We start from the raw sequence: 19,187 nt of genomic DNA, 5'->3' as shown, positions 1-19,187 counted from the left end.
CTGGCAGGCCTACACCGCTTGCGATATGTCGGGGGCGTGTAGCAGAGGCAAACCATGGCGCGGATGTTCGCGGGCTTCCTGATCGTCCTGACGCTTGCGGCCTGTGAAACCCGCGGGCGGGTTATCATTGTGCCGGATGCTACAAAAACAGCCGGAACAGAGACTGTTTTTGTCGGCTCGACCCGGGGCATGGACCCTGAAACCGGCGTTGAATTCGGGTATCAGCGCAGTCCGTCAACGCGCTACGCCCGGCTTGACGTCGCGATCCCGCCTGATCGTGTCCCCGGTGAAATCCATTGGACAGCGCCGAACCGGCAGCCTGACCTCAACACCGATTTCGTTGCAACGAACAAGGTCGTCTATTCCGGTTCCGCCGATTTCCGTTCTGACCTTGCCACCGCCTTGGCGCGGGAAAAGCGCGATCAACGCGAGGTGGTGCTCTTTGTACATGGCTTTAACAACACCTTTGCCGAAGGCGCCTATCGCCTTGCCCAGCTTGGCCATGACCTCGACCTCAACGGCGTTCTGGTGAACTATGCCTGGCCGTCGCGCGGCCATCCGTTGGGCTATGCCTATGACCGCGACAGCGCGCTGTTCGCCCGCGACGGGTTGGAGGATCTTCTGGATGAGGTTATTGCCGCCGGGGCAGAGCGGGTGCTGATCGTTTCGCACTCACTCGGCTCTGCGCTGGTGATGGAGACGTTGCGGCAGATCGCCATCGGCGGGAACGACCGTGTCCGCAAACGGATTGGTGGCGTGGTTCTGATCTCGCCCGATATCGATGTCGATGTGTTCCGCGCTCAGGCCGCGCGGATTGGCAAGCTGCCGGAGCCCTTCCTGATCTTCACGTCGAAGAAAGACCGGATATTGGCGCTGTCGGCACGGTTGACGGGGCAGAGGGATCGCCTGGGCAATCTGACCGATGTGGAGGAGATTGCCAATCTTGATGTCACGCTGCTCGACACCACAGCCTTTTCGCAGGGTGTCGGCCATTTCAACCCCGGCAACTCACCCGCATTGCTGGTTCTGCTGAGCAGGATCACCGATGTTGACACCGCCCTGGCGGCGGGCAGAACCGGGCGTCCCGGACTGCTTCCGGGCGTGGCGCTGACGGTGCAGAATGCAACCCAGATCGTGCTGTCACCCGTGACCGGCCTGCAACCTTAGGCACGCCGCAGATAGATGTAGAACGCGCCGCCGCCGCCATGTTTGAGATGGGCAGGCGCGACCTGCAGCACCACATTGCTCAATGGTGGTTGCCCCAGCCAATGCGGCAACTGGTGGCGCAGGACCCCGATGCGCTGCGGGATCGGACCGTGATCGTCCTTGACCTTGCCCTTGCCCTTGCCGGTGATGACCAGAACCATGCGCTTGCCAGCACTTTGTGCATTCATCAGAAACCGGACAAGCTCTGGATGCGCTTCGGCCACGGTCATGCCGTGCAGGTCGATCCGGCCTTCCGGTTTCAGCTTGCCGCGCTGCATCTGCTGATGGGTCCGCCGGTTCATGCGCAGGGGCTGGGCGGCCAGACGGTCTTCCGAAGCAGGGACAAGGTCATGGGGTGCCGTCAACGACCTTGCGGACTGACCGATGTGAAAAGATGACGGAGCCGGGTGCGGCTTTTTCGGCGGGGGGTTCGCCTCGGCCTCTGCCGATTTGGCGGGCGTGGTACGCATCGGCCGCGCCGATGCGGCGACACGGGTCCAAAGCTCGCGTTCCTCGGGGCTAAGTGGGCGGCGACGACGCGTCATTGCGTCATCCTGTGGGCAAGGAGGTGCGGAAAAAACGTCACTAACCTGCCTGAAATTCGCATATCACCCGCACTGTGCCCAGCGTCCGTACCGGTGCCGCAAAAGACATCGCCACGCTGCGCGCCCTTGATCGCGCTGCCGGTATCCTGCGCGATCATCAGGGTGGCATGCGGGCCACCCGCGACCCAGACCGGCGCGCCGAGGGGGGTGATATCGGGATCGACGGCCAGACTGCGCATCGCCGTGACCGGACAGCCCGCTGTGCCGATCGGGCCGGTTCCGGCATCAAGGTCAAGCTGGCGGAAGAAGACGAAGGACGGGTTGTGCCGCAACAGGTCAGGCACCGCATCAGGATTGGCGTGGCACCAATCGCGGATACCATCCGCCGTGATCCCTTCGGGGGCGCTAAGCCCGCGCCGGGTCAGTTCCTTACCGATGGACCTGTATTCATGGCCGTTCTTTGCGGCATAGCCGTAGCGCCGCACCTGCCCGTCATCCAGCCGCACGCGGACCGAGCCCTGAACCTGGGCGAAAAACGCCTCGACCGGATCGGTCAACCAGACCAGCTCTCGCCCGGCCAGCAGATTGCCTGTTTCAATCTCGGTCCTGCTGAACCACGGGCGATCATCGGGCAGGTCCGCGGGCGGCGCGTAAAGCGGATAGCCAAAGCCCGGCGCAGGCTCTGCGCGGCCCTCGACCTCAGGTTCATAGTAACCGGTGATCAGGCCCGGCGGTGGGCCAAGCTCTACAGGAACGAAGGACTGCTCAAAGAATTGCCGGGCCTCTCGGCCATCCGGTCGGGGCCAGTCCGGCCCAAGCTGATTGACGGTCAGTCGATAGGTTGACAGGGCAGCCGCGTGATCGTCCGCATCCCACCCCGCCAGGTCGGAGAACCCCAGCCGTCGCGCCGCAACCATCACTCGCCAGTGGCGACAAGCTGCCAGTTGGGATCGTCCGACCCCATCTTGCGGGCAAAGGTCCAGACATCGCGCTGCCTTCGAACCTCGTTCGGATTGCCCTCGACCACCTCTCCGGCGGCGTTACGGGCGGCCGAGATCAACTCGCTCGCGAAGCGGACCGAAACCTCACCCTCACTGGTTTTCCGGTCGAATTCAGCGTCATGCAGCGTCACTTCCCGGATGCCCATGAATTCGGCCGTGACCGTCAGGCCACGGGCCTTGCGCGCGGCAACGACTTCTTCCAGCGTTTCATAGACCTCTGCCGACATGAACGGCTGAACGCTGGCAAGTTCGCCCTTCTCGAAGGCCATCAGGATCATCTCATAAGCGCCGCGCGCACCAGAGAGGAACTCGGTCACCGAAAAACTGGGTTCCGCCTGTTTCATCGCGGCAAGGGCGCGCGCCTCATCGCTGCCTTCGGGAACATGATCGGTGATATCCAGATCCGGGCCGCCCTCGATCACCTCGAACTTGCCTTTGCGCGACGACGGCAAGGGGGCCGGAACCGGCGGCTTTTCAAACCCTTCGCGCGTTCCGAGAACGGATTTCAGCCGTAAAATGAGAAAGATGGCGATCCCGGCCAGAACGAGTAGGGAAATGACATTGTTGTTCATCAGCGGGCGGCCTTTCTTGTCGCGAGGTTTCGCGGCAGGGTTGGTATCTTTGCAGTTCACCACTTATGTAAGTCACGGGTAGGATCAAGTCCACTCCACGACCTGAAAAGGAGAAGGTCTTCTTATGTGGCTTTTGCTGGCATTCGTCGCCGTACCGTTGATCGAGATTGCGCTTCTCATTCAGGTGGGGGGCTTTATCGGGTTGTGGTGGACATTGGCCATCGTTCTGGCCACCGCCATTGCGGGCAGTCTGCTGGTGCGGATGCAAGGCGCTTTGGCTCTGGCGCAACTGCGCGGATCGTTGCAGGAGCTGCGCGATCCGACCGAACCGATTGCCCATGGGGCGCTGATCCTGTTCGCCGGGGCGCTCTTGCTGACGCCGGGTTTTTTCACTGACACAATGGGCCTTCTCCTGCTGGTGCCTGCCGTCCGGTCCTCGGTCCTGCGCTATCTGGCCGCCCGCTTCCGGGTCGAACGGTTCACGGTCGGCGGCGGACAACAACCACGCGAGCCGCACCGACCCGACGTCATCGACGGCGATTTCGTTGAAATCGATCCTGACAACGATCCGCGTCCGCCTTCGGGCTGGACCCGGCATTGAGCCTGCCCTTCCAAGGTGCTAAACCCGCGCCGACTTGATTTCCTTGGGAGAGACGAAATGGCCGAAAACGGCAACGGCGCGGCACCGCAAGAGCCGCAGGCGACAGGGGCTGCCGAGGCACCTCAGGTGAAGATGAACGTGTTGGGACAGTTCGTCCGCGACATGTCCTTCGAAAACATTCTGGCCCAGAAAGGCGCGTCCAGCGCCGATATCCAGCCCGATATTCAGGTTCAGGTCAGCCTTGATGCCCGCAAGCGCGCGGTTGAGCATCAGTATGAGGTCGTGTCGAAGTTCAAGGTCACCTCGACCAACAAGGCCGACAAATCGCCGCTCTTCCTGCTGGAACTCGACTATGGCGCGATCTTCCATGTCGAAGGCGTCCCGGAAGAGCAGATGCATCCGTTCCTGCTGATCGAATGCCCGCGCATGGTCTTTCCGTTCATCCGTCGCGTCATCTCGGACGTGACGCGCGATGGCGGGTTTGCACCGCTGAACATCGACACCGTCGATTTTCTGGCGCTCTACCGGCAGGAACTCGCCCGCCGCGCGGCAGCCCAGCAACCGGCCGAACAACCCTCGTGACAGCGACGGCCGATCTGATCCCGGCCTGGGTCGAGGGGCGTCTTGCGCCCTTCGACAAGATCGGCGCGCATCTGGAAGGTCTGCGCCACAAGGCTGTGTCGGTTTTCCTGATGGACGGCGACCGCGTGCTGATCCAGCGCCGGGCGATGGGCAAGTACCATACACCGGGGCTTTGGGCGAATACCTGCTGCACACATCCGCATTGGGACGAGACGGCCGAACTCTGCGCCCGGCGGCGTCTGGCCGAGGAACTGGGCATCCAGGGCGTTGACCCAGTCTTCGCCGATCAGGTCGAATACCGCGCCGATGTCGGTGGCGGCATGGTCGAGCACGAGGTCGTCGATATCTTTACGGCCCACGCGCCCGAGGGGCTGGTCGTGACACCGAATCCCGATGAGGTGATGGAGGTGCGCTGGGTGGCGCTCACCGACCTTCTGGCCGAAGTCGCGGCAGAGCCTGAACGATTCACCCCCTGGCTGCGCATCTATCTGGCCGAGCATCGCGCCCGGATTTTCGGCGATTAATGCATTCTCTGACCCCCCGGGATGTTTGAACCAAGTGGAAGATCAGGCGATCTCCATTTCCTCCAGCAAGACGGCCCAGGCGGCACCATGCATGTCGCGGTCGCTGCGCGTTCCCTGTATGGTCGGGCGGGGGAGCGAGAATTTCACGACGTTCAGATCGGCGATGTCGAAGCGTTTGATGTTGGTGGAATCGATGCGAAAGAGGGCAGCAACCTGATCCGTTCCCAGAGCCGCTGATATCCGGTCGAAATCGGCTCTATTCCAGCAGAAAATGTCCATGGTCAGCCAGAACGGCCCCGCGTTTTTTGAGCGCACCTTCTGTGCGATATGACCAAGCTCAGTCATGGCCGACCTCATTCGTGACAAGCCGAAAAGCCGACATCGGGTCGTCGAGGGACAGGACGTGATGCAAGCAGAACTCGTATAGGGCACCCCTGCTTGTTTCAGCCGGTGAGAACGGAAAGGCGAAGGTCGGCATGGGTTCATCTTCGCTCAGCGCGTGGTGCAAGAGGTAGGGGTTGAGCATCTTGCCGATCTCGGCCGCCTGCGCCTCGGTCGGGGCGGTGACGATGGTGAGGACGCCGATTTCGGCTGGCAGAGGTCCGGGCTTTTCAAGCGGCCCGAGTGTGGCGTCGAGGCCGATGAGGCGCATCTCGATATCGAACTGGCCTTCGCCGAGGCTCATCCGAGCGGCGACATCGCTCCGTGCCTTCGCCGCAACCCCGGCCGCCCAGCCGCGCGCATTGGCGACGTAGTGGCGGTCACGCAGCAGTGTAAGACTGACCGTCTGGTAGCCGCCAATGCGTGCGCCTTCGAGTTTCACCGTATAGGGGCCGGGGCGCCAGACGGACCCTTCGACGCGAACCTTGCGGTCATAAAGCGCGGTGTAGGTCGCGTGCGTGACGTCCAGCACGCCGCCCGGTTCATGCAACAGGAACGGGTCGGTGTTCTCATAAAGCATGTGGGCGGACACGGTGTAGGGCGTGGCGCGGGCGGATGGGGCCAGCGGCTCCATCGTGAACCCCGCCGCGTCGAAGTCGATCAGGATCACGCCCGTAGCCGGGTTCGTCGTCGCCAGCGCGCCACATTCGCCGATCTTGGCGCCGTGCCAGGCACCGCCGGGATCTGCGCCCCGCAGGATCGGCAGGGCGGCGATGATGGCCGTATCGGTGGTGCGGCCCGCAATGACGATATCTGCGCCGGTGTTCAGGGCGGCGGCGATCTGTTCGGCCCCGGCGAGGGCAACGATATTGGTGCAGGTGCGGATGAGCGCCGCGTCAATGTCCGGTGCGGCGGGCAGGGCGGCGATCCGGCCTGCGGCCAGTGCCCTTGCGATATCATGAGGATTTTGGCTGGAATAGAGTCTGGTTACGGTCAGTTTCTGGCTCAGCTCCTGCGCCAGTTCGCAGGTGATGTCGTAAAGCCAGTCAACCGTTGTATCCGCCCCGCAGGTGCCCGCCGTACCGATGACCAAAGGCACGCCCGCCTTTTCCCGTGCAAGCATCAGGTCGCGCCATTCGGCCTTGGTCGTCGCCCGCGAATATTTCGACACGCCCCGCCCGAGATAGGCGGGGCCGCTATCGGTCGATCCGCCATCGACGGCGATGATGTCGGGCCCGGCCGCCACGCCGCGCGCCAGCGCATCCCGGTCATAGGCAAGGCCCAGCGCCCCGGTCGGGATCAGGACACGGGTGCGGCGGGCCATCAGTCGGTTACCTTGTCGGCCTCGGCCACCTGCGGGCGGCGCAGCATTCCCCGCAGGAAGATCGGCGCGACAAACCCGGCGACGGCGAAGATCCAGAGGCCGATGGCGATGGGCGAGGAGAAAAGATAGGTCCATTCGCCGCCCGAAAGGGTCATCGCATGGCGCAGGTTGTTCTCCATCTGGTAGCCCAGAAGGATGCCGAGGATGACCGGCACCGTGGGGATATCCATCTTGCGGAACGCATAGCCCATGACCCCGAATAGGATCATCAGGACGAGATCGAAATAGCTGCCCGAAAGCGAGTAGATGCCGACGAAGGAGATCATCGTGACGCCAGGCAACAGGACAGCGGGCGGCACCATCAGCACCTTCACGAAGACCCGGACCATGGGCACGTTCATCAGCAGTAGTACGAAATTCGCGATCAGCAGCGAAGCGATCAGGCCCCAGACCACCTCGGGCCGGTCAGCGAACAGCGTCGGGCCGGGGGTGATGTTGAGCGTCATCAGCACAGCAAGCAGCACTGCCGTGGTGCCCGACCCCGGCACGCCGAGCGTCAGCATCGGCACCAGCGCGCCACCGGCGGCGGCGTTGTTCCCGGCCTCGGGTGCGGCGACGCCCTTGGCAACACCAGTGCCGAAACCGCCCTTTTCACCGGCGATGCCCTTTTCCATCATATAGGTCAGGAAGGACCCGAGCGAAGCGCCCGCCCCGGGCAGCACGCCAGCGATGAAGCCCACGGCGGAAGAGCGCAGCATGGTCCAGCGGGTCGACCACATCTCGGCCCAGGGCACGATGACACGCTCCAGCTTCACCCCGACCGCGCTGTCGCGGCCATGGGTTTCGATGAAGAAAAAAACCTCGGCCACGGCGAATAGGCCGACAATGGCAACAAGGAAGTCGATCCCGTCGCTGAGATGCAGGTTGCCACCGGTGAAGCGGTTGAAACCGGAATTGTTGTCAAGGCCGATGGTGGCGATGGCGAGGCCGATCAGCGCGGCGAGTGCTGCCTTGGCCTGATTGCGGGAGGCCATGCCTCCAAGCGTTGCGAAGGCCAGAACGTAAAGCGCGAAATACTCCGCCGGGCCGAACTTGTAGGCGATCCGCGCAAGGTAGGGTGCCACCAGCGCCAGTGCGATCGTCGCAAGGAATGCACCGACAAACGAGGCAACGCCCGAGATCACCAACGCCTCGCCCGCGCGGCCCTGTTTTGCCATGGGATAACCGTCAAGCGTCGTCATCATCGCCGGTTCGTCACCGGGAATGTTCAGAAGGATCGACGAAATCCGCCCGCCATACATCGCGCCGTAATAGACCGAGGTCAGCAGCACCAGCGCGGCAGTCGCATCAAGCCCCAAAGTAAAGGTGATCGGGATCAGGATCGCGACCCCGTTTGAGGGGCCCAGCCCCGGCAGCGCGCCGATGATCGTGCCCAGAAAGCAGCCGATAACAGCCAGCATCAGCGTCCAGGGCGACAGCGCGACGGAGAACACGAGCGCAAGATTGTCGAAGATATCCATGTAAGGCTCCTGTCAGACCGTAAGCGACCGGGGAAACGCGAAGAGCGAGAGGCCGAGTGCGTATTTGAAGATCACAAAAAGCCCGATCGAAAGGCCGATACCGACCAGAACGGCGGCCCTGCGGTGTGGCGTGATCTGATAGCTGAGAACACCCGCAGCGATGGCAGTCGGCACCAGAAAGCCCATCGGCTTCAACGCATAGGCATAGGCCACAAGCACGACCGTCGCGAAGGCCAACGCCAGCAGCGTCGGGCGGGCGGGCCATTCGGGTTCCCCATCCGGGCGCAGGACCAGAACGGTGGCGCAGATGATCATGCCGATGCCGATCATCGTCGGAAAGGCCTTGGGTCCCAACTTGTCGAAAAGGTTGCCGGGCGGCAGGTTGTAGGCGCTCACGATATACGTGAGCGCCACAAAGATCACGACCAGCCCGAAGACACGGTCGGTGCGGATCACTGGATCACACCGATTTCGCGGCTGAGTTCCTCGGTCTGGGCGACGACGCCGTCGATCCAGGACTGGAAATCACCGCCAACCTTGGTGAAGGGGGCAAGGCCGTTATCGGTCATGGCCTGCTTCCATTCGGCACTGTCGGCCACGGCCTGCAACCGGTCCGCCCATTTCTGGAAGTCCTCGTCCGAGATGCCGCCCGGCACGTAAAGCCCGCGCCAGTTCACGGCGACGACGTCAAAGCCCTGTTCCTTGGCGGTCGGGATATCCTCGAACCCCGGCACGCGTTCTTCGGTCAGGACAGCCAGGGCCCGCACCTCACCCGATTTCAGGAAGCCGACGATTTCCGACATGTCGCCGGTCATCGCTTGCGTGAAACCACCCACCGTCTGGGTGATCGCATCCGCACCACCATCGACACCGATATATTTGACCGAGGTGATGTCGCTGAAACCACCGGCCTTCAGCACCTGCAAAGGCTTCATATGGTCAAAACCACCCGCCGCGGACCCGCCTGCGAAAGCAACCGAAGCCGGGTCAGCCTTGATCGCCTCGACCATATCGCTGAGGTTCTGGAACGGGCTATCAGCGGCAACAACAATGACACCGGGATCGGCGCCGATGGCGCCAACGAAGCGGACTTGATCGGCGGTCGCGTCGCCATAGGCCTTTTGTGCAAGCCGGGTGGTTGTGGCGGAAGAGGCCGCGACGATCAGTTCGGGGTCGGTGTTGCGCTCGGCGACGACCGTGGAATAGGCCAGACCGCCACCGGCACCTGCCATGTTGGTGACCTGAACCGGCGCATCGACCTGACCGATATCGTAAAGGATCTTGCCGATCTGGCGGCAGGTGAAGTCCCAGCCGCCGCCGGGATTAGCGGGCGCAATGCATTCCGCGCCCCAGACCGAAGAGGCGGCCATGAGGCTGATCGCAGCGCTGGTGCCCAGCGCCTTCAATGTGGTGAATTTCATTCTGTCCTCCCAGACGTTTTTTCTGCCGGGCGGGCACGCTGAAAGATCCGCTGCACCCATCCCCTTGCAAAACCCACGATTCGCCGGGAAGCTGACAGCAACCTGTCATCCGGGGAGAATGTGGTGCGGTTTCTTCTGGTCGAGGACAATCCCGATCTGGCCCAGTCGGTGGCCGACCGGCTGCGGCTGGATGGCCATGCCGTCGATCCGGCCGGATCGCTGGGCGAGGCCGAGGATTGCCTAGGGGCCGCGCAATATGATCTGATCCTGCTGGACATCTCGCTGCCCGATGGCGACGGGCGCGACTTTCTTGGCCGCGAACGCCGCAGCGGGCGCGATACGCCGATCATCGTGATGACCGCGCGCGCCGAAGTGTCGGACCGGGTCGATGTGCTGGACCTTGGTGCGGATGACTACGTGACCAAGCCCTTCGATTTCGCGGAACTGGAGGCGCGCTGTCGTGCCGTATTGCGGCGGCGCGGGAATGCGCTGCAAACGGTGCAGCATTTCGCGGGCATGACCTTCAACCCGCTGAATGCCAGCGTCTCGGTCGGCGGTGAGATGCGCGAGTTGCGCAATCGCGAATTGCGGCTTCTGGAAATCCTTCTGGCCGCGCCGGAACGCATCTTTTCCAAGGCACAGATTTGCGACCGCCTCTTTTCCTATGCCGAAAGCGTCACCGACAATGCGATCGAGGTCTATGTCGCCCGTCTGCGCAAGAAGCTGGAAGGGTCGGGCGCCAGGATCGAGACGGTGCGCGGCCTCGGCTACCGGCTGACCGCCGGATGATCCGCAGGCCGATATCGCTCCGGCTCCGGCTGGTTCTGATGCTGCTGGGCATCGCTGCGGTTCTGGCCATCGTGCTTTATTTCACCGTCCGCACCGTCGCCGATCAGGCAGCCGAGGCGACACAGGACGGGGTCTTGGGGGCGGCGACGCTCGCCATTGCCGAAAGCCTGCAGGGCGGGGATGAGGGCGTCAGCGTCGATCTGCCCTATGAGGCGTTTTCGATCCTGGGTTCGATCAGCGCCGACCGGGTCTTTTATCGGATCGACGCCGGGGGCGAGACACTGACAGGTTATGCCGATCTGCCTTTACCGCCCGAAGCCGGGGCTGCCGTAACGCCGGTTTTCTATACCTCCGCCTATCGCGACACCGAAGTGCGCATTGCCGCCGTGGCCCGCATGGTTCTGGTGGCGCGCAAGCCGGTGCCAGTTCTGGTGATGGTCGCCCAGACACGGCAGGGGCAAGAGGCGATTGCCCAGCGCGTCGCCCAGCGCGCGGCGGTGATCGGGCTTGGTTCCTTCGCCTTTGCGGCTGCCTTGTCGCTGCTGACTGCCGGTGGCGTGATCCGCCCGATCAACCGGCTGGCCGATGCGGTCGGGCGGCGCGGGCCGCAGGATCTGCGCGCTGTGGATCACCCGACGCCGGTGGAACTGAGGCCGCTGATCACGGCGCTGAACGGCTTCATTGCACGGCTAAGGGGCGCGATTTCGCGGACCGAGACCTTCATCGGCGAGGCCGCGCATCATATCCGCACACCGCTGGCCACCGTGCGGGCGCGGGCCGAGATCGCCATGCGGCAAAGCAAATCCGAGGAGATGCGCGAAACCCTGCGCGCCGTGATCCGTGCGGTCGAGGAAAGCAGCCGCTCTGCCGGGCAGCTTCTGGACCATGCCACCGTCGTCGCCCGGTCCGACCGGCTGGCGGATGAGCCGGTGGATCTTGCGAAACTGGTGATCGCACAGGCCGAAGCATTCGGGCCAACGGCGGACCTGAAGGACCTGACCATCGCCGTGAAAACCGAACCGATCACGGTTCAGGGCGACCGGGCTTTGATCGAGGCGGCTTTGCGAAACCTCATCGACAATGCGATCAAGTATTCGCCGCCGGAAACCACGGTCGAACTGGCGCTGATCAATGGCGCCTCGGCCCGGATCGAGGTCGCCGACCGGGGGCGCGGCTTATCGGGGCAGGCGCAGGGGCGGCTGACCAAACGCTTCTCACGAGGCGAAAATGCGGGTGACGTGATCGGGTCTGGCCTTGGCCTGACCATCGTCACCGAGGTGGCCGCTGCCCATGGCGGGCGGTTCGAGATTACCGAACGGGAAGGAGGCGGCACATGCGCGCGGCTCTACTTGCCCTTGGCCTGATCATTGGTCTTGCCCGGATCGCGGCGGGGTTCACGGTCGAGGAAGAGGTTACCTTTCCCGCGACCGGCGCAGGGGTGCGGGAACTGGCCATCCTGTCGACGACCGACACCGCCGTAATGCGGCCGCTGATCGAGGCGTTTCAGGCGCGCAATCCGGATGTCATCATCCGCTACACGGTCGCCAATTCGCAGGAGGTCTTTGCCGCCATCAACGGTGAAGGCCTGGAATTCGATCTGGTTATCTCATCGGCGATGGACCTGCAGATGAAACTGGCCAATGACGGGTTTGCCGCCGCCTACCGCTCCGGCCCGACCGCCGTCCTGCCCGGCTGGGCGCATTGGCAGGACCGGCTTTTCGCCTTTGCGCAGGAAAACGTCGTGCTTATCGCCTCGCGCCGGGGGCTCGCCGACCTGCCGCTGCCCCAGACCCGCCGCGACCTGATCGAAATGTTGCGCGACCATCCGGACCGGTTCGAGGGGCGGATCGGCACCTATGACCCGGAGCTTTCCGGCGCGGGCTATCTGTTCGCGACACAGGATGCCCGGCAATCGGACAGTTTCTGGCGGCTGGCAGAGGTGATGGGCGGTCTGACCCCCCGGCTTTACACCTCATCGAATGAGATGATTACCGATCTGAAACAAGGGCGGCTGGTCATTGCCTATAATGTGCTGGGCTCCTATGCGGGGCCGCGATTGAACGGGGATGCGGACGCGACGGTGATCGAACTTGAGGATCACACGCTGACTTTGTTGCGCACCGGTCTGGTGCCGACACATGCGCGAAACCCGGTTCTTGGTGGTGCATTTCTCGATTTTCTGCTTGGCGCAGAAGGCCGTGGCCTGCTTCGCGACAAGGCCGGGCTACCGCCCATCGACGAAACAGCCCTCGCCAGCGGACCGCATCTCAGGCCCATGCGGCTCGACCCCGGCCTTCTTGTCTTTCTCGACGCGATCAAGCGGCGGGGGTTTCTGGAGGAATGGTCCTCGGCGCTCAACCGCGACTGAGTTCACAATTTCGCGGGTCATGCGCCAAAACACGCCCGGTGGGCCGCAGGGCGCTGGAATTCGCCGCCGAATGCTGCAAGGTATGAACCCGTGTGATTGGCCGGGGGGTGACGTTGCAGAGTGGGCGGACAGGCATCGTTAAATCGTCAGTACTGGCCCTGTCCTGTGCTGTGGTCGCTTTCCTCGCCTCGCCCGGACGCGCGCTGAACTCACTGTCAATCAACGTCCAAGGCGCCCGCGATGATCTGACCGATGCACTGACTGCGGCATCCTTGCTGAAACAGGCAGAGCGCGAAGGGACGACGGATTCGCAATCGCTCTTTGCTGCCGCGCGGGCCGATTATGCCCGGCTGCTCGGCGCGCTTTATGCCGAGGGCTACTATTCCGGCGTGATCCGCATCAGGATCGATGGGCAGGAAGCCGCGAACATTGCACCCCTCGACGCGCCCCGCACGATCAGCACAATCAAAGTCACGGTCAAGCCGGGGCCGCGTTTCACCTTCGGCAAGGCGCGGATGAAACCCTATGCAAAGGGCACCAAACTGCCGCCCGCTTACGGTGACACCAAACCCGCCTATTCCACCGCCATTGTCGAGGCGGCCGAAGCAGGGGTGGAAGGCTGGCGCAATGTCGGCCATGCCAAGGCGCAGGTTTCGGGGCAGAAGATCGTCGCCGATCATCGGAGCGCGACCCTTAGTTCCGAAATTCTGTTGTCCCCTGGCCCGCGCGTGCGGTTCGGCGATCTGAACGTGACCGGCAATGAGCGGATGCGACTGGAGCGGATACGGAAAATTGCGGGCTTTCCCACCGGTGAGGTCTTTGACCCGTCCGAGATGGAAACCGTCGCGAAACGGCTGCGCCGCACCGGGGTCTTCCGCTCGGTCGCGCTGACCGAGGCTGAAACGCTCGGCCCCGGCGATACCCTGGACGTCGATCTGGCGCTTGCCGAAGAGGCGTTGCGCCGGTTCGGTTTCGGGATCGAGGCGTCGACCTCGGACGGGATGAACCTGTCGGGCTACTGGCTGCACCGCAACCTTCTGGGCGGGGCCGAAAGGTTGCGGGTGGATGCCGCCATCGACCGGATCGGCGCGCAGGATACCGATCTTGGCTATAGCCTTGGCGTCCGGATCGACCGGCCAGCGACGCCGGTGACCGATGCCACGGCTTTCATCGAGGCGCGGGCAGAGCGGACCGAGGTTGTCGACCAGACCGTCGACAGCCTGAAACTCAGCTTCGGCCTGACCCGCGTTCTCAGTGACCGACTGACGGCCGAGGCCGGGATCGCCTATATCCATTCGACCGCCAAGGATGCGGCGGGCAGCACCGACTTCGACCTGTTCGCCCTGCCGCTGTCGCTGACATGGGATGATCGCGACAATCCGACCGATGCGCGAAAGGGTTATTACCTTGATCTGGACGCAACCCCGTTTCTGGGGCTGAACACCACCGGATCGGGCGGCCAGATCAAAGCCGATGCGCGGGCCTATCGCAGCCTTGGCGGCTCTGGCCGTGTTGTCCTGGCGGGGCGGTTCCAGCTTGGCACGGTTGTCGGGCCTGACCTTGCCGATACGCCGCCCGATTTCCTGTTCTTCTCGGGCGGTGGCGGCTCGGTGCGCGGACAACCTTTTCAATCTCTGGGCGTGCCGGTGATGAAATCGCCCACACTCACCATCCAGTCGGGCGGGATGAGCTTTGTCGGGTTTTCGGGTGAGATACGGGCGGGTATCACCGAAAAGATCGGTGCGGTGGCCTTCTATGATGCCGGGTTTGTCAGCGATGAAGGGCTGTGGGGCGGCACTGGCGAATGGCATTCGGGCGCGGGGCTGGGCCTGCGCTACGATACCGGGATCGGGCCGATCCGGCTGGATGTCGGCCTGCCGGTTTCCGGTGGAACCGGTGACGGTGTGCAGATCTATGTCGGCATAGGGCAGGCGTTCTGATGCGGCGGTTTTGGTTTGCCCTTTGTCTTTGCCTCCTGCCGGTTCTGGCACTTGCACAGGAAACCTCGAACGAGGACCGTGACTTCCTGACCGGCCTGCTGGAGGACAACCTTTCAGGCGCCGGGCGGGATGTACGCATCACCGGCTTTGTCGGCGCGCTATCATCGCGTGCGACATTTGCCGAAATGACCATCGCCGACAGCGAGGGCATCTGGCTGACCCTCCGCGACGGAACGATCAGCTGGAACCGCCGAGCGCTGATTTCGGGCAGTATCGAGATTGAGGAGATGACGGCGGGCGAGATCCTGCTGCCGCGCAAGCCTGCAACCGAAGGACCAGCGGCCGAGGCGAAAGGCTTCAGCCTTCCGGATCTGCCGGTGGCGGTCAAAATCGGAACATTGCGCGCGGACCGCGTGGTGCTTGGCGAGGCTTTGTTCGGAGCGGCAGCGGAAGTGTCGCTGACCGGCACCGCCCAACTTTCCGGCGGCGAAGGATCGGCCGACTTTTCCATCGAACGCATCGATGGGCGCAAGGGAACGCTGTCCCTGACCGGCAGCTATGCCAACGCATCGCGCAAGGCCACGCTCGACCTGTTGGTGGCCGAGGGCAAGGACGGGATCGCCGCGAACCTGATCGGCCTGCCCGGCACGCCGTCCATCGAACTTGCGGTTCACGGATCGGGTGTCATCGACGATTTCAAGACCGACATATCGCTGACAACCGATGGGGTGGCACGGCTTTCGGGCGCGGTCACACTGCTTTCCGTCGAAGATGACAATGGCAAGGTTGAACGCAGCTTTGCCGCCAATATCGGCGGCGATATCGCGCCACTGCTATTGCCGGAATATCAGGAGTTTTTTGGGCCCGACATCACGCTTGAGGCCGAGGGGAGCAAACTGCCCTCGGGCCAGCTTGACCTGACCCGGCTGGTGCTGGGATCGCGCGGGCTGGATCTGACCGGCAGCCTCAGCCTCGCGCCCGATGGATTGCCGATCCGCACGGCGCTGACGATCCGGGTGGGACTGGCCGATGGGTCAGAGGTGCTGCTGCCGATACCCGGCGAACAGACCTTGCTGACCCGTGCCGATCTGATGTTCCGCTATGCGGCGGCACGAGGTGACGGCTGGAAGCTGGAAGGCACGGTCAAAAACCTGCACCGCCCCGATATCTCTATTGCCTGGCTTTCGCTTGACGGATCGGGGCGGATCGGGCGGCCCAGTCACGACGGGGTCGTGGCCGCGCGCATCGGCGGCAATGTCCGCTTTGCCGCCGAGGGGCTGACCCCGACCGACCCGGCTTTGGCCGAGGCGCTGGGCCAGACCCTTTCGGGGCGCGCGGTGTTTCACTGGCTGAAGGGCACGCCTTTGCGCATTCCGGTTCTTGAGGTGACCGGCGATGGATATGGCGCGTCGGGCGGCTTGAACATCGCCAGCACGGAAACCGGGCCCGATCTTTCTGGCCGCGTTCTGGCCGAGATCGAGGATATGGCGCGGTTCTCGGCCCTGGCCAAGCGACCTGTTGGCGGTGCTGCAAGACTGGACCTGTCGGGATCGGCGGGTCTTCTGTCCGGCATCTTCGACGCCGAAGGCAGCATTGAAGGACAGGATCTGAGCATCGGTCAGGCCGAACTTGACCGGCTGCTGTCGGGTACGTCGCGCATCCTCGCCTCGGTCCGGCGTGATACGGAAGGGATCGAGATTCGCACGCTTGATCTTGTCGCCTCCACCCTCTCCGCGCAGGCGCAGGGCGTGTTGCGCACCGGCGCGAGCGATCTGACCGCGACGCTCGATTTTTCCGACCTGGCAGTTCTTGGCCCGAAATACCGGGGGTCGCTCGCCGCCGAGGCGCGGCTGACGGAAACCGGTGACACCCGCCGCATCACGCTGGAGGGGCGCGGCGGCAATCTTGGTATCGGTCAGGCGAGCGTTGATCAGCTTTTGGCCGGATCGTCCGAGATCAGCCTTGCCGCCGAACAGACCGGCGACCGTGTAAGGCTGGAGGCACTGCGCATCGCGAACCCGCAACTGTCGCTGGATGCCGAGGGGGTCAGCGAAGGGGAAATCCGCCACATCGATCTATCCGCCCGCCTGAACAATATGGCCCTGCTCGCCCCCGGCTTTCCCGGGCCGCTGACGGCCGAGGGTCGGATTACCGAAGAGGGCACGCGTTACCTTGTAGATTTGGGTGTAACCGGCCCCGGTGCAACCACCGCAAGGATCGATGGCAGTATCGCGCAGGATTTCAAGACCGCCGATCTGGCGATTGATGGCGGGGCGCAATCGGCGATCCTGAACCCGTTCATCGCCCCCCGCAACGTCGAAGGTCCGGTTTCATTCGACCTGCGCCTGTCCGGTCCACCGCGCCTTGCCTCACTATCCGGCAGGGTTGGCATCAATGGCGGGCGGCTGGTTGCGCCGACCTTCGGGATCGAGCTGCAGGATCTGATTGTCAGCGCCGACCTTGCAAATTCCCGCGCGACGGTATCGGGCGGGGCCAATGTCCGGGGCGGGGGACGGATTGAAGTATCCGGCCCGGTGGCGCTGACGCCGCCCTTTGAGGGCGATCTGGCGCTGCGCCTGAATGCGGTCAAGCTGCGCGATCCCGATCTTTATGACACCACCGTCGATGGGTCGGTCGCCATTCGCGGTGCCTTCCGGGGTGGCGCGCGGATCGAAGGTGCGGTGGCACTTGGCCGGACAGAGATTAGTATTCCCTCGACCGGGTTCGGGACAACCTCGGTGGTTGACGGGATCGCGCATGTCAATGAACCGGCGGGCGTTCGCCGGACACGCGCACGCGCCGGGCTGATCAAGGATGATGACGCCGGGAAGAAGGGTGGGCCGGTCTACGGGCTCGATCTGACAATCTCGGCCCCGGAGCGGATCTTCGTTCGCGGCCGCGGGCTCGATGCCGAAATGGGCGGGTCATTGAAGGTCGGTGGCACCACCGCGAATATCGTGCCCTCAGGCCAATTCACGCTTATTCGCGGACGGCTCGATATCCTTGGAAAGCGGTTCACCATGGATGAGGGTCTGGTGCAGTTGCAGGGCGCGTTGACGCCCTATGTCCGGTTTTCGGCCTCATCGCAAAGCGACACGATCACCGCGACGATCGTGATCGAAGGCGAAGCATCCGAGCCCGAGATCCGGTTCCTGTCGTCACCCGAATTGCCGGAAGAAGAGGTCATCGCGCATTTGCTGTTCGGCCGTAGCCTGACCAGCCTATCGCCTTTCCAGGCGGCGCAACTCGCCTCGGCTGTGGCCACTCTGGCCGGGAAGGGCGGCGAAGGCATCGTGTCAAAGTTGCGGAACTCCTTCGGGCTCGACGACCTCGATGTGACGACGGATGAGAATGGAACAGCGGCATTGCGGGCCGGCAAATACATCTCGGAAAAGGTCTATACCGATGTCACCATCGGCGGTGAGGGCAAGACCGAGCTGAACCTCAACCTCGATGTTCGGCCCGGCGTGACGCTGCGCGGTAAACTCGAATCCGATGGCGGGACAGGGGTCGGGCTGTTCTACGAAAAGGATTACTGATCGCGGATCAGCCGGGCGCGTTCGGCATTGATCGCCGCCCCCAGCAGCACGATGTAAGCCGAGATATAGAGCCACATCAAAAGCGCGATCACCGCACCGATGGAGCCATAGACCCGGTTATAGGCGCCGAAATTCGCCAGGTAGACAGAGAACGCCATGGATGCCCCGGCCCAAAGAAGGGCGGCCAGCACTGCACCAGGCGTAATCCACGCATGGCGCGCATCCATGTTCGGCCCCCAGCGATAAAAGAGACCAAGGACGATCAGCACGACCACGAACATCACCGCCCATGGCAGAATGCCGAGGATGTACCCCGCCACCGGTCCAAGCGGCAGGAAATTGAGCGCGATCGGCAAAATGACGACGGTGGCCAGCGCCGTCAGGAAGAGCCCCATCAGCGCAAGCGTCAACATAACGGACCCGACAAGCCGCATGATCCCGCTGCGCCGGCGGCTGGCATGGATTGCGTTCAGCCCGGCGATCAGGGCCGACACCCCGGAATGCACTGAATAAAGGGCCACCGCGAGGGATACCGCAGTGGTCCAGCCCAAAGTCGAGGTATTTGCCGCCAGCAGCGCATTCAACTGGGCTTCGATGATGCCGTAAGCTGCATCCGGCATCAGGTCATGGATCTGGGCAAGGTAATCGCGCATCACCACCGGATCGGCGAAGAACCCCCAGATTGCGATTGTCGCGGCCATGCCGGGAAAGATCGCGAGCATCGTATAAAACGCGACCCCCGCCGCGATCAGCCCCAGATGCCGGTCGTCGGATGCGTGCCAGACCGAACGGGCAAGGCTGACCATGAATTTCGGGTCCAACATCCGTCGCATGGCAACTCCACTCACTCAGCCCATGTTCGCGCGTTGCCCGA

At 63.4% G+C, this 19,187-nt stretch carries 18 protein-coding genes; 9 read left to right on the top strand and 9 right to left on the bottom strand.

What is annotated here, in order from left to right; translation table 11 throughout:
- Positions 1 to 54: 54 nt before the first annotated feature.
- The gene (locus WBB85_RS07110; protein WP_432637924.1) at positions 55 to 1,167 is read left to right on the top strand and encodes an alpha/beta hydrolase; all 1,113 of its coding nucleotides are present in this window, start codon (positions 55 to 57) and stop codon (positions 1,165 to 1,167) included.
- On the opposite strand, the gene WBB85_RS07105 is transcribed toward WBB85_RS07110, so the two are convergent.
- From WBB85_RS07105 to WBB85_RS07095, 3 genes are read right to left on the bottom strand one after another with little or no spacing between them, the layout of a single operon-like run.
- Positions 1,164 to 1,751, bottom strand: a complete 588-nt coding sequence (locus WBB85_RS07105) for a Smr/MutS family protein (RefSeq protein WP_432637923.1) — start codon at positions 1,749 to 1,751, stop codon at positions 1,164 to 1,166. The genes WBB85_RS07110 and WBB85_RS07105 overlap by 4 nt on opposite strands.
- Entirely contained in the window at positions 1,748 to 2,668 is a 921-nt protein-coding gene (gene mltA / locus WBB85_RS07100; protein WP_432637922.1) for a murein transglycosylase A, read from the bottom strand. The genes WBB85_RS07105 and mltA overlap by 4 nt, the downstream gene beginning before the upstream one ends.
- Positions 2,668 to 3,324 carry a Tim44/TimA family putative adaptor protein gene (locus WBB85_RS07095; protein WP_432637921.1) on the bottom strand — a complete coding sequence of 219 codons (657 nt, stop codon included), beginning with the start codon at positions 3,322 to 3,324 and terminating at the stop codon, positions 2,668 to 2,670. Before WBB85_RS07095 ends, mltA begins: the two co-directional genes overlap by 1 nt.
- Before the next feature lie 124 nt (positions 3,325 to 3,448).
- Between WBB85_RS07095 and WBB85_RS07090 the strand changes: the two genes are divergently transcribed.
- The 3 genes from WBB85_RS07090 to idi are packed head-to-tail and all read left to right on the top strand — an operon-like array spanning position 3,449 to position 5,031.
- Positions 3,449 to 3,925, top strand: coding sequence for an FxsA family protein (locus tag WBB85_RS07090; protein WP_432637920.1), 477 nt, complete (start codon positions 3,449 to 3,451; stop codon positions 3,923 to 3,925).
- A gap of 57 nt (positions 3,926 to 3,982) precedes the next feature.
- Positions 3,983 to 4,507 carry a protein-export chaperone SecB gene (secB, locus tag WBB85_RS07085; protein WP_432637919.1) on the top strand — a complete coding sequence of 175 codons (525 nt, stop codon included), beginning with the start codon at positions 3,983 to 3,985 and terminating at the stop codon, positions 4,505 to 4,507.
- Positions 4,504 to 5,031, top strand: coding sequence for an isopentenyl-diphosphate Delta-isomerase (gene idi / locus WBB85_RS07080; RefSeq protein ID WP_432637918.1), 528 nt, complete (start codon positions 4,504 to 4,506; stop codon positions 5,029 to 5,031). Before secB ends, idi begins: the two co-directional genes overlap by 4 nt.
- Before the next feature lie 42 nt (positions 5,032 to 5,073).
- Here idi and WBB85_RS07075 read toward each other — a convergent pair whose 3' ends face one another.
- From WBB85_RS07075 to WBB85_RS07055, 5 genes are read right to left on the bottom strand one after another with little or no spacing between them, the layout of a single operon-like run.
- Positions 5,074 to 5,376 (bottom strand): DUF4387 family protein, encoded by a 303-nt coding sequence (locus tag WBB85_RS07075; protein ID WP_432637917.1) that lies wholly within the window; start codon positions 5,374 to 5,376, stop codon positions 5,074 to 5,076.
- Positions 5,369 to 6,736 (bottom strand): acyclic terpene utilization AtuA family protein, encoded by a 1,368-nt coding sequence (locus WBB85_RS07070; RefSeq protein ID WP_432637916.1) that lies wholly within the window; start codon positions 6,734 to 6,736, stop codon positions 5,369 to 5,371. The genes WBB85_RS07075 and WBB85_RS07070 overlap by 8 nt, the downstream gene beginning before the upstream one ends.
- Positions 6,736 to 8,256: a tripartite tricarboxylate transporter permease gene (locus tag WBB85_RS07065; RefSeq protein WP_432637915.1), complete on the bottom strand. Its 1,521-nt coding sequence runs from the start codon at positions 8,254 to 8,256 to the stop codon at positions 6,736 to 6,738. Before WBB85_RS07065 ends, WBB85_RS07070 begins: the two co-directional genes overlap by 1 nt.
- 12 nt (positions 8,257 to 8,268) lie before the next feature.
- Positions 8,269 to 8,712 carry a tripartite tricarboxylate transporter TctB family protein gene (locus WBB85_RS07060; protein WP_432637914.1) on the bottom strand — a complete coding sequence of 148 codons (444 nt, stop codon included), beginning with the start codon at positions 8,710 to 8,712 and terminating at the stop codon, positions 8,269 to 8,271.
- Positions 8,709 to 9,677, bottom strand: coding sequence for a Bug family tripartite tricarboxylate transporter substrate binding protein (locus WBB85_RS07055; RefSeq protein WP_432637913.1), 969 nt, complete (start codon positions 9,675 to 9,677; stop codon positions 8,709 to 8,711). Before WBB85_RS07055 ends, WBB85_RS07060 begins: the two co-directional genes overlap by 4 nt.
- A gap of 123 nt (positions 9,678 to 9,800) precedes the next feature.
- Here WBB85_RS07055 and WBB85_RS07050 point away from each other — a divergent pair, with 123 nt between their 5' ends.
- The 5 genes from WBB85_RS07050 (at position 9,801) to WBB85_RS07030 (ending at position 18,313) form a co-directional block, all read left to right on the top strand.
- Positions 9,801 to 10,466, top strand: a complete 666-nt coding sequence (locus WBB85_RS07050; protein WP_432637912.1) for a response regulator transcription factor — start codon at positions 9,801 to 9,803, stop codon at positions 10,464 to 10,466.
- Positions 10,463 to 11,830 (top strand): sensor histidine kinase, encoded by a 1,368-nt coding sequence (locus WBB85_RS07045; RefSeq protein WP_432637911.1) that lies wholly within the window; start codon positions 10,463 to 10,465, stop codon positions 11,828 to 11,830. The genes WBB85_RS07050 and WBB85_RS07045 overlap by 4 nt, the downstream gene beginning before the upstream one ends.
- Positions 11,800 to 12,834, top strand: a complete 1,035-nt coding sequence (locus WBB85_RS07040) for an ABC transporter substrate-binding protein (RefSeq protein ID WP_432637910.1) — start codon at positions 11,800 to 11,802, stop codon at positions 12,832 to 12,834. The genes WBB85_RS07045 and WBB85_RS07040 overlap by 31 nt, the downstream gene beginning before the upstream one ends.
- Positions 12,835 to 12,941: 107 nt before the next feature.
- On the top strand, positions 12,942 to 14,774 hold the full coding sequence (locus WBB85_RS07035; protein WP_432637909.1) for an autotransporter assembly complex protein TamA: 1,833 nt from the start codon (positions 12,942 to 12,944) through the stop codon (positions 14,772 to 14,774).
- Complete coding sequence (locus WBB85_RS07030) at positions 14,774 to 18,313, top strand: translocation/assembly module TamB domain-containing protein (RefSeq protein WP_432637908.1); 3,540 nt, start codon at positions 14,774 to 14,776, stop codon at positions 18,311 to 18,313. The genes WBB85_RS07035 and WBB85_RS07030 overlap by 1 nt, the downstream gene beginning before the upstream one ends.
- Here WBB85_RS07030 and WBB85_RS07025 read toward each other — a convergent pair.
- A complete protein-coding gene (locus tag WBB85_RS07025) occupies positions 18,307 to 19,146 on the bottom strand; it encodes a YihY/virulence factor BrkB family protein (RefSeq protein WP_432637907.1) in 840 nt (279 codons plus the stop codon). The genes WBB85_RS07030 and WBB85_RS07025 overlap by 7 nt on opposite strands.
- Positions 19,147 to 19,187: the final 41 nt, after the last annotated feature.

The organism is Albidovulum sp., assembly GCF_049646345.1.
Taxonomy (GTDB): domain Bacteria; phylum Pseudomonadota; class Alphaproteobacteria; order Rhodobacterales; family Rhodobacteraceae; genus Albidovulum.
The sequence above is the reverse complement of the archived record's forward strand: the minus strand, read 5'-3'. Positions and strand labels throughout refer to the sequence as shown.

Bases quoted from the DNA above. Each gene is read 5' to 3' on its own strand.
- WBB85_RS07110 (WP_432637924.1), top strand. From the start codon at position 55: ATGGCGCGGATGTTCGCGGGCTTCCTGATCGTCCTGACGCTTGCGGCC.
- WBB85_RS07105 (WP_432637923.1), bottom strand. From the start codon at position 1,751: ATGACGCGTCGTCGCCGCCCACTTAGCCCCGAGGAACGCGAGCTTTGG.
- mltA (WP_432637922.1), bottom strand. From the start codon at position 2,668: ATGGTTGCGGCGCGACGGCTGGGGTTCTCCGACCTGGCGGGGTGGGAT.
- WBB85_RS07095 (WP_432637921.1), bottom strand. From the start codon at position 3,324: ATGAACAACAATGTCATTTCCCTACTCGTTCTGGCCGGGATCGCCATC.
- WBB85_RS07090 (WP_432637920.1), top strand. From the start codon at position 3,449: ATGTGGCTTTTGCTGGCATTCGTCGCCGTACCGTTGATCGAGATTGCG.
- secB (WP_432637919.1), top strand. From the start codon at position 3,983: ATGGCCGAAAACGGCAACGGCGCGGCACCGCAAGAGCCGCAGGCGACA.
- WBB85_RS07075 (WP_432637917.1), bottom strand. From the start codon at position 5,376: ATGACTGAGCTTGGTCATATCGCACAGAAGGTGCGCTCAAAAAACGCG.
- WBB85_RS07070 (WP_432637916.1), bottom strand. From the start codon at position 6,736: ATGGCCCGCCGCACCCGTGTCCTGATCCCGACCGGGGCGCTGGGCCTT.
- WBB85_RS07065 (WP_432637915.1), bottom strand. From the start codon at position 8,256: ATGGATATCTTCGACAATCTTGCGCTCGTGTTCTCCGTCGCGCTGTCG.
- WBB85_RS07055 (WP_432637913.1), bottom strand. From the start codon at position 9,677: ATGAAATTCACCACATTGAAGGCGCTGGGCACCAGCGCTGCGATCAGC.
- WBB85_RS07045 (WP_432637911.1), top strand. From the start codon at position 10,463: ATGATCCGCAGGCCGATATCGCTCCGGCTCCGGCTGGTTCTGATGCTG.
- WBB85_RS07040 (WP_432637910.1), top strand. From the start codon at position 11,800: ATGCGCGCGGCTCTACTTGCCCTTGGCCTGATCATTGGTCTTGCCCGG.
- WBB85_RS07030 (WP_432637908.1), top strand. From the start codon at position 14,774: ATGCGGCGGTTTTGGTTTGCCCTTTGTCTTTGCCTCCTGCCGGTTCTG.
- WBB85_RS07025 (WP_432637907.1), bottom strand. From the start codon at position 19,146: ATGCGACGGATGTTGGACCCGAAATTCATGGTCAGCCTTGCCCGTTCG.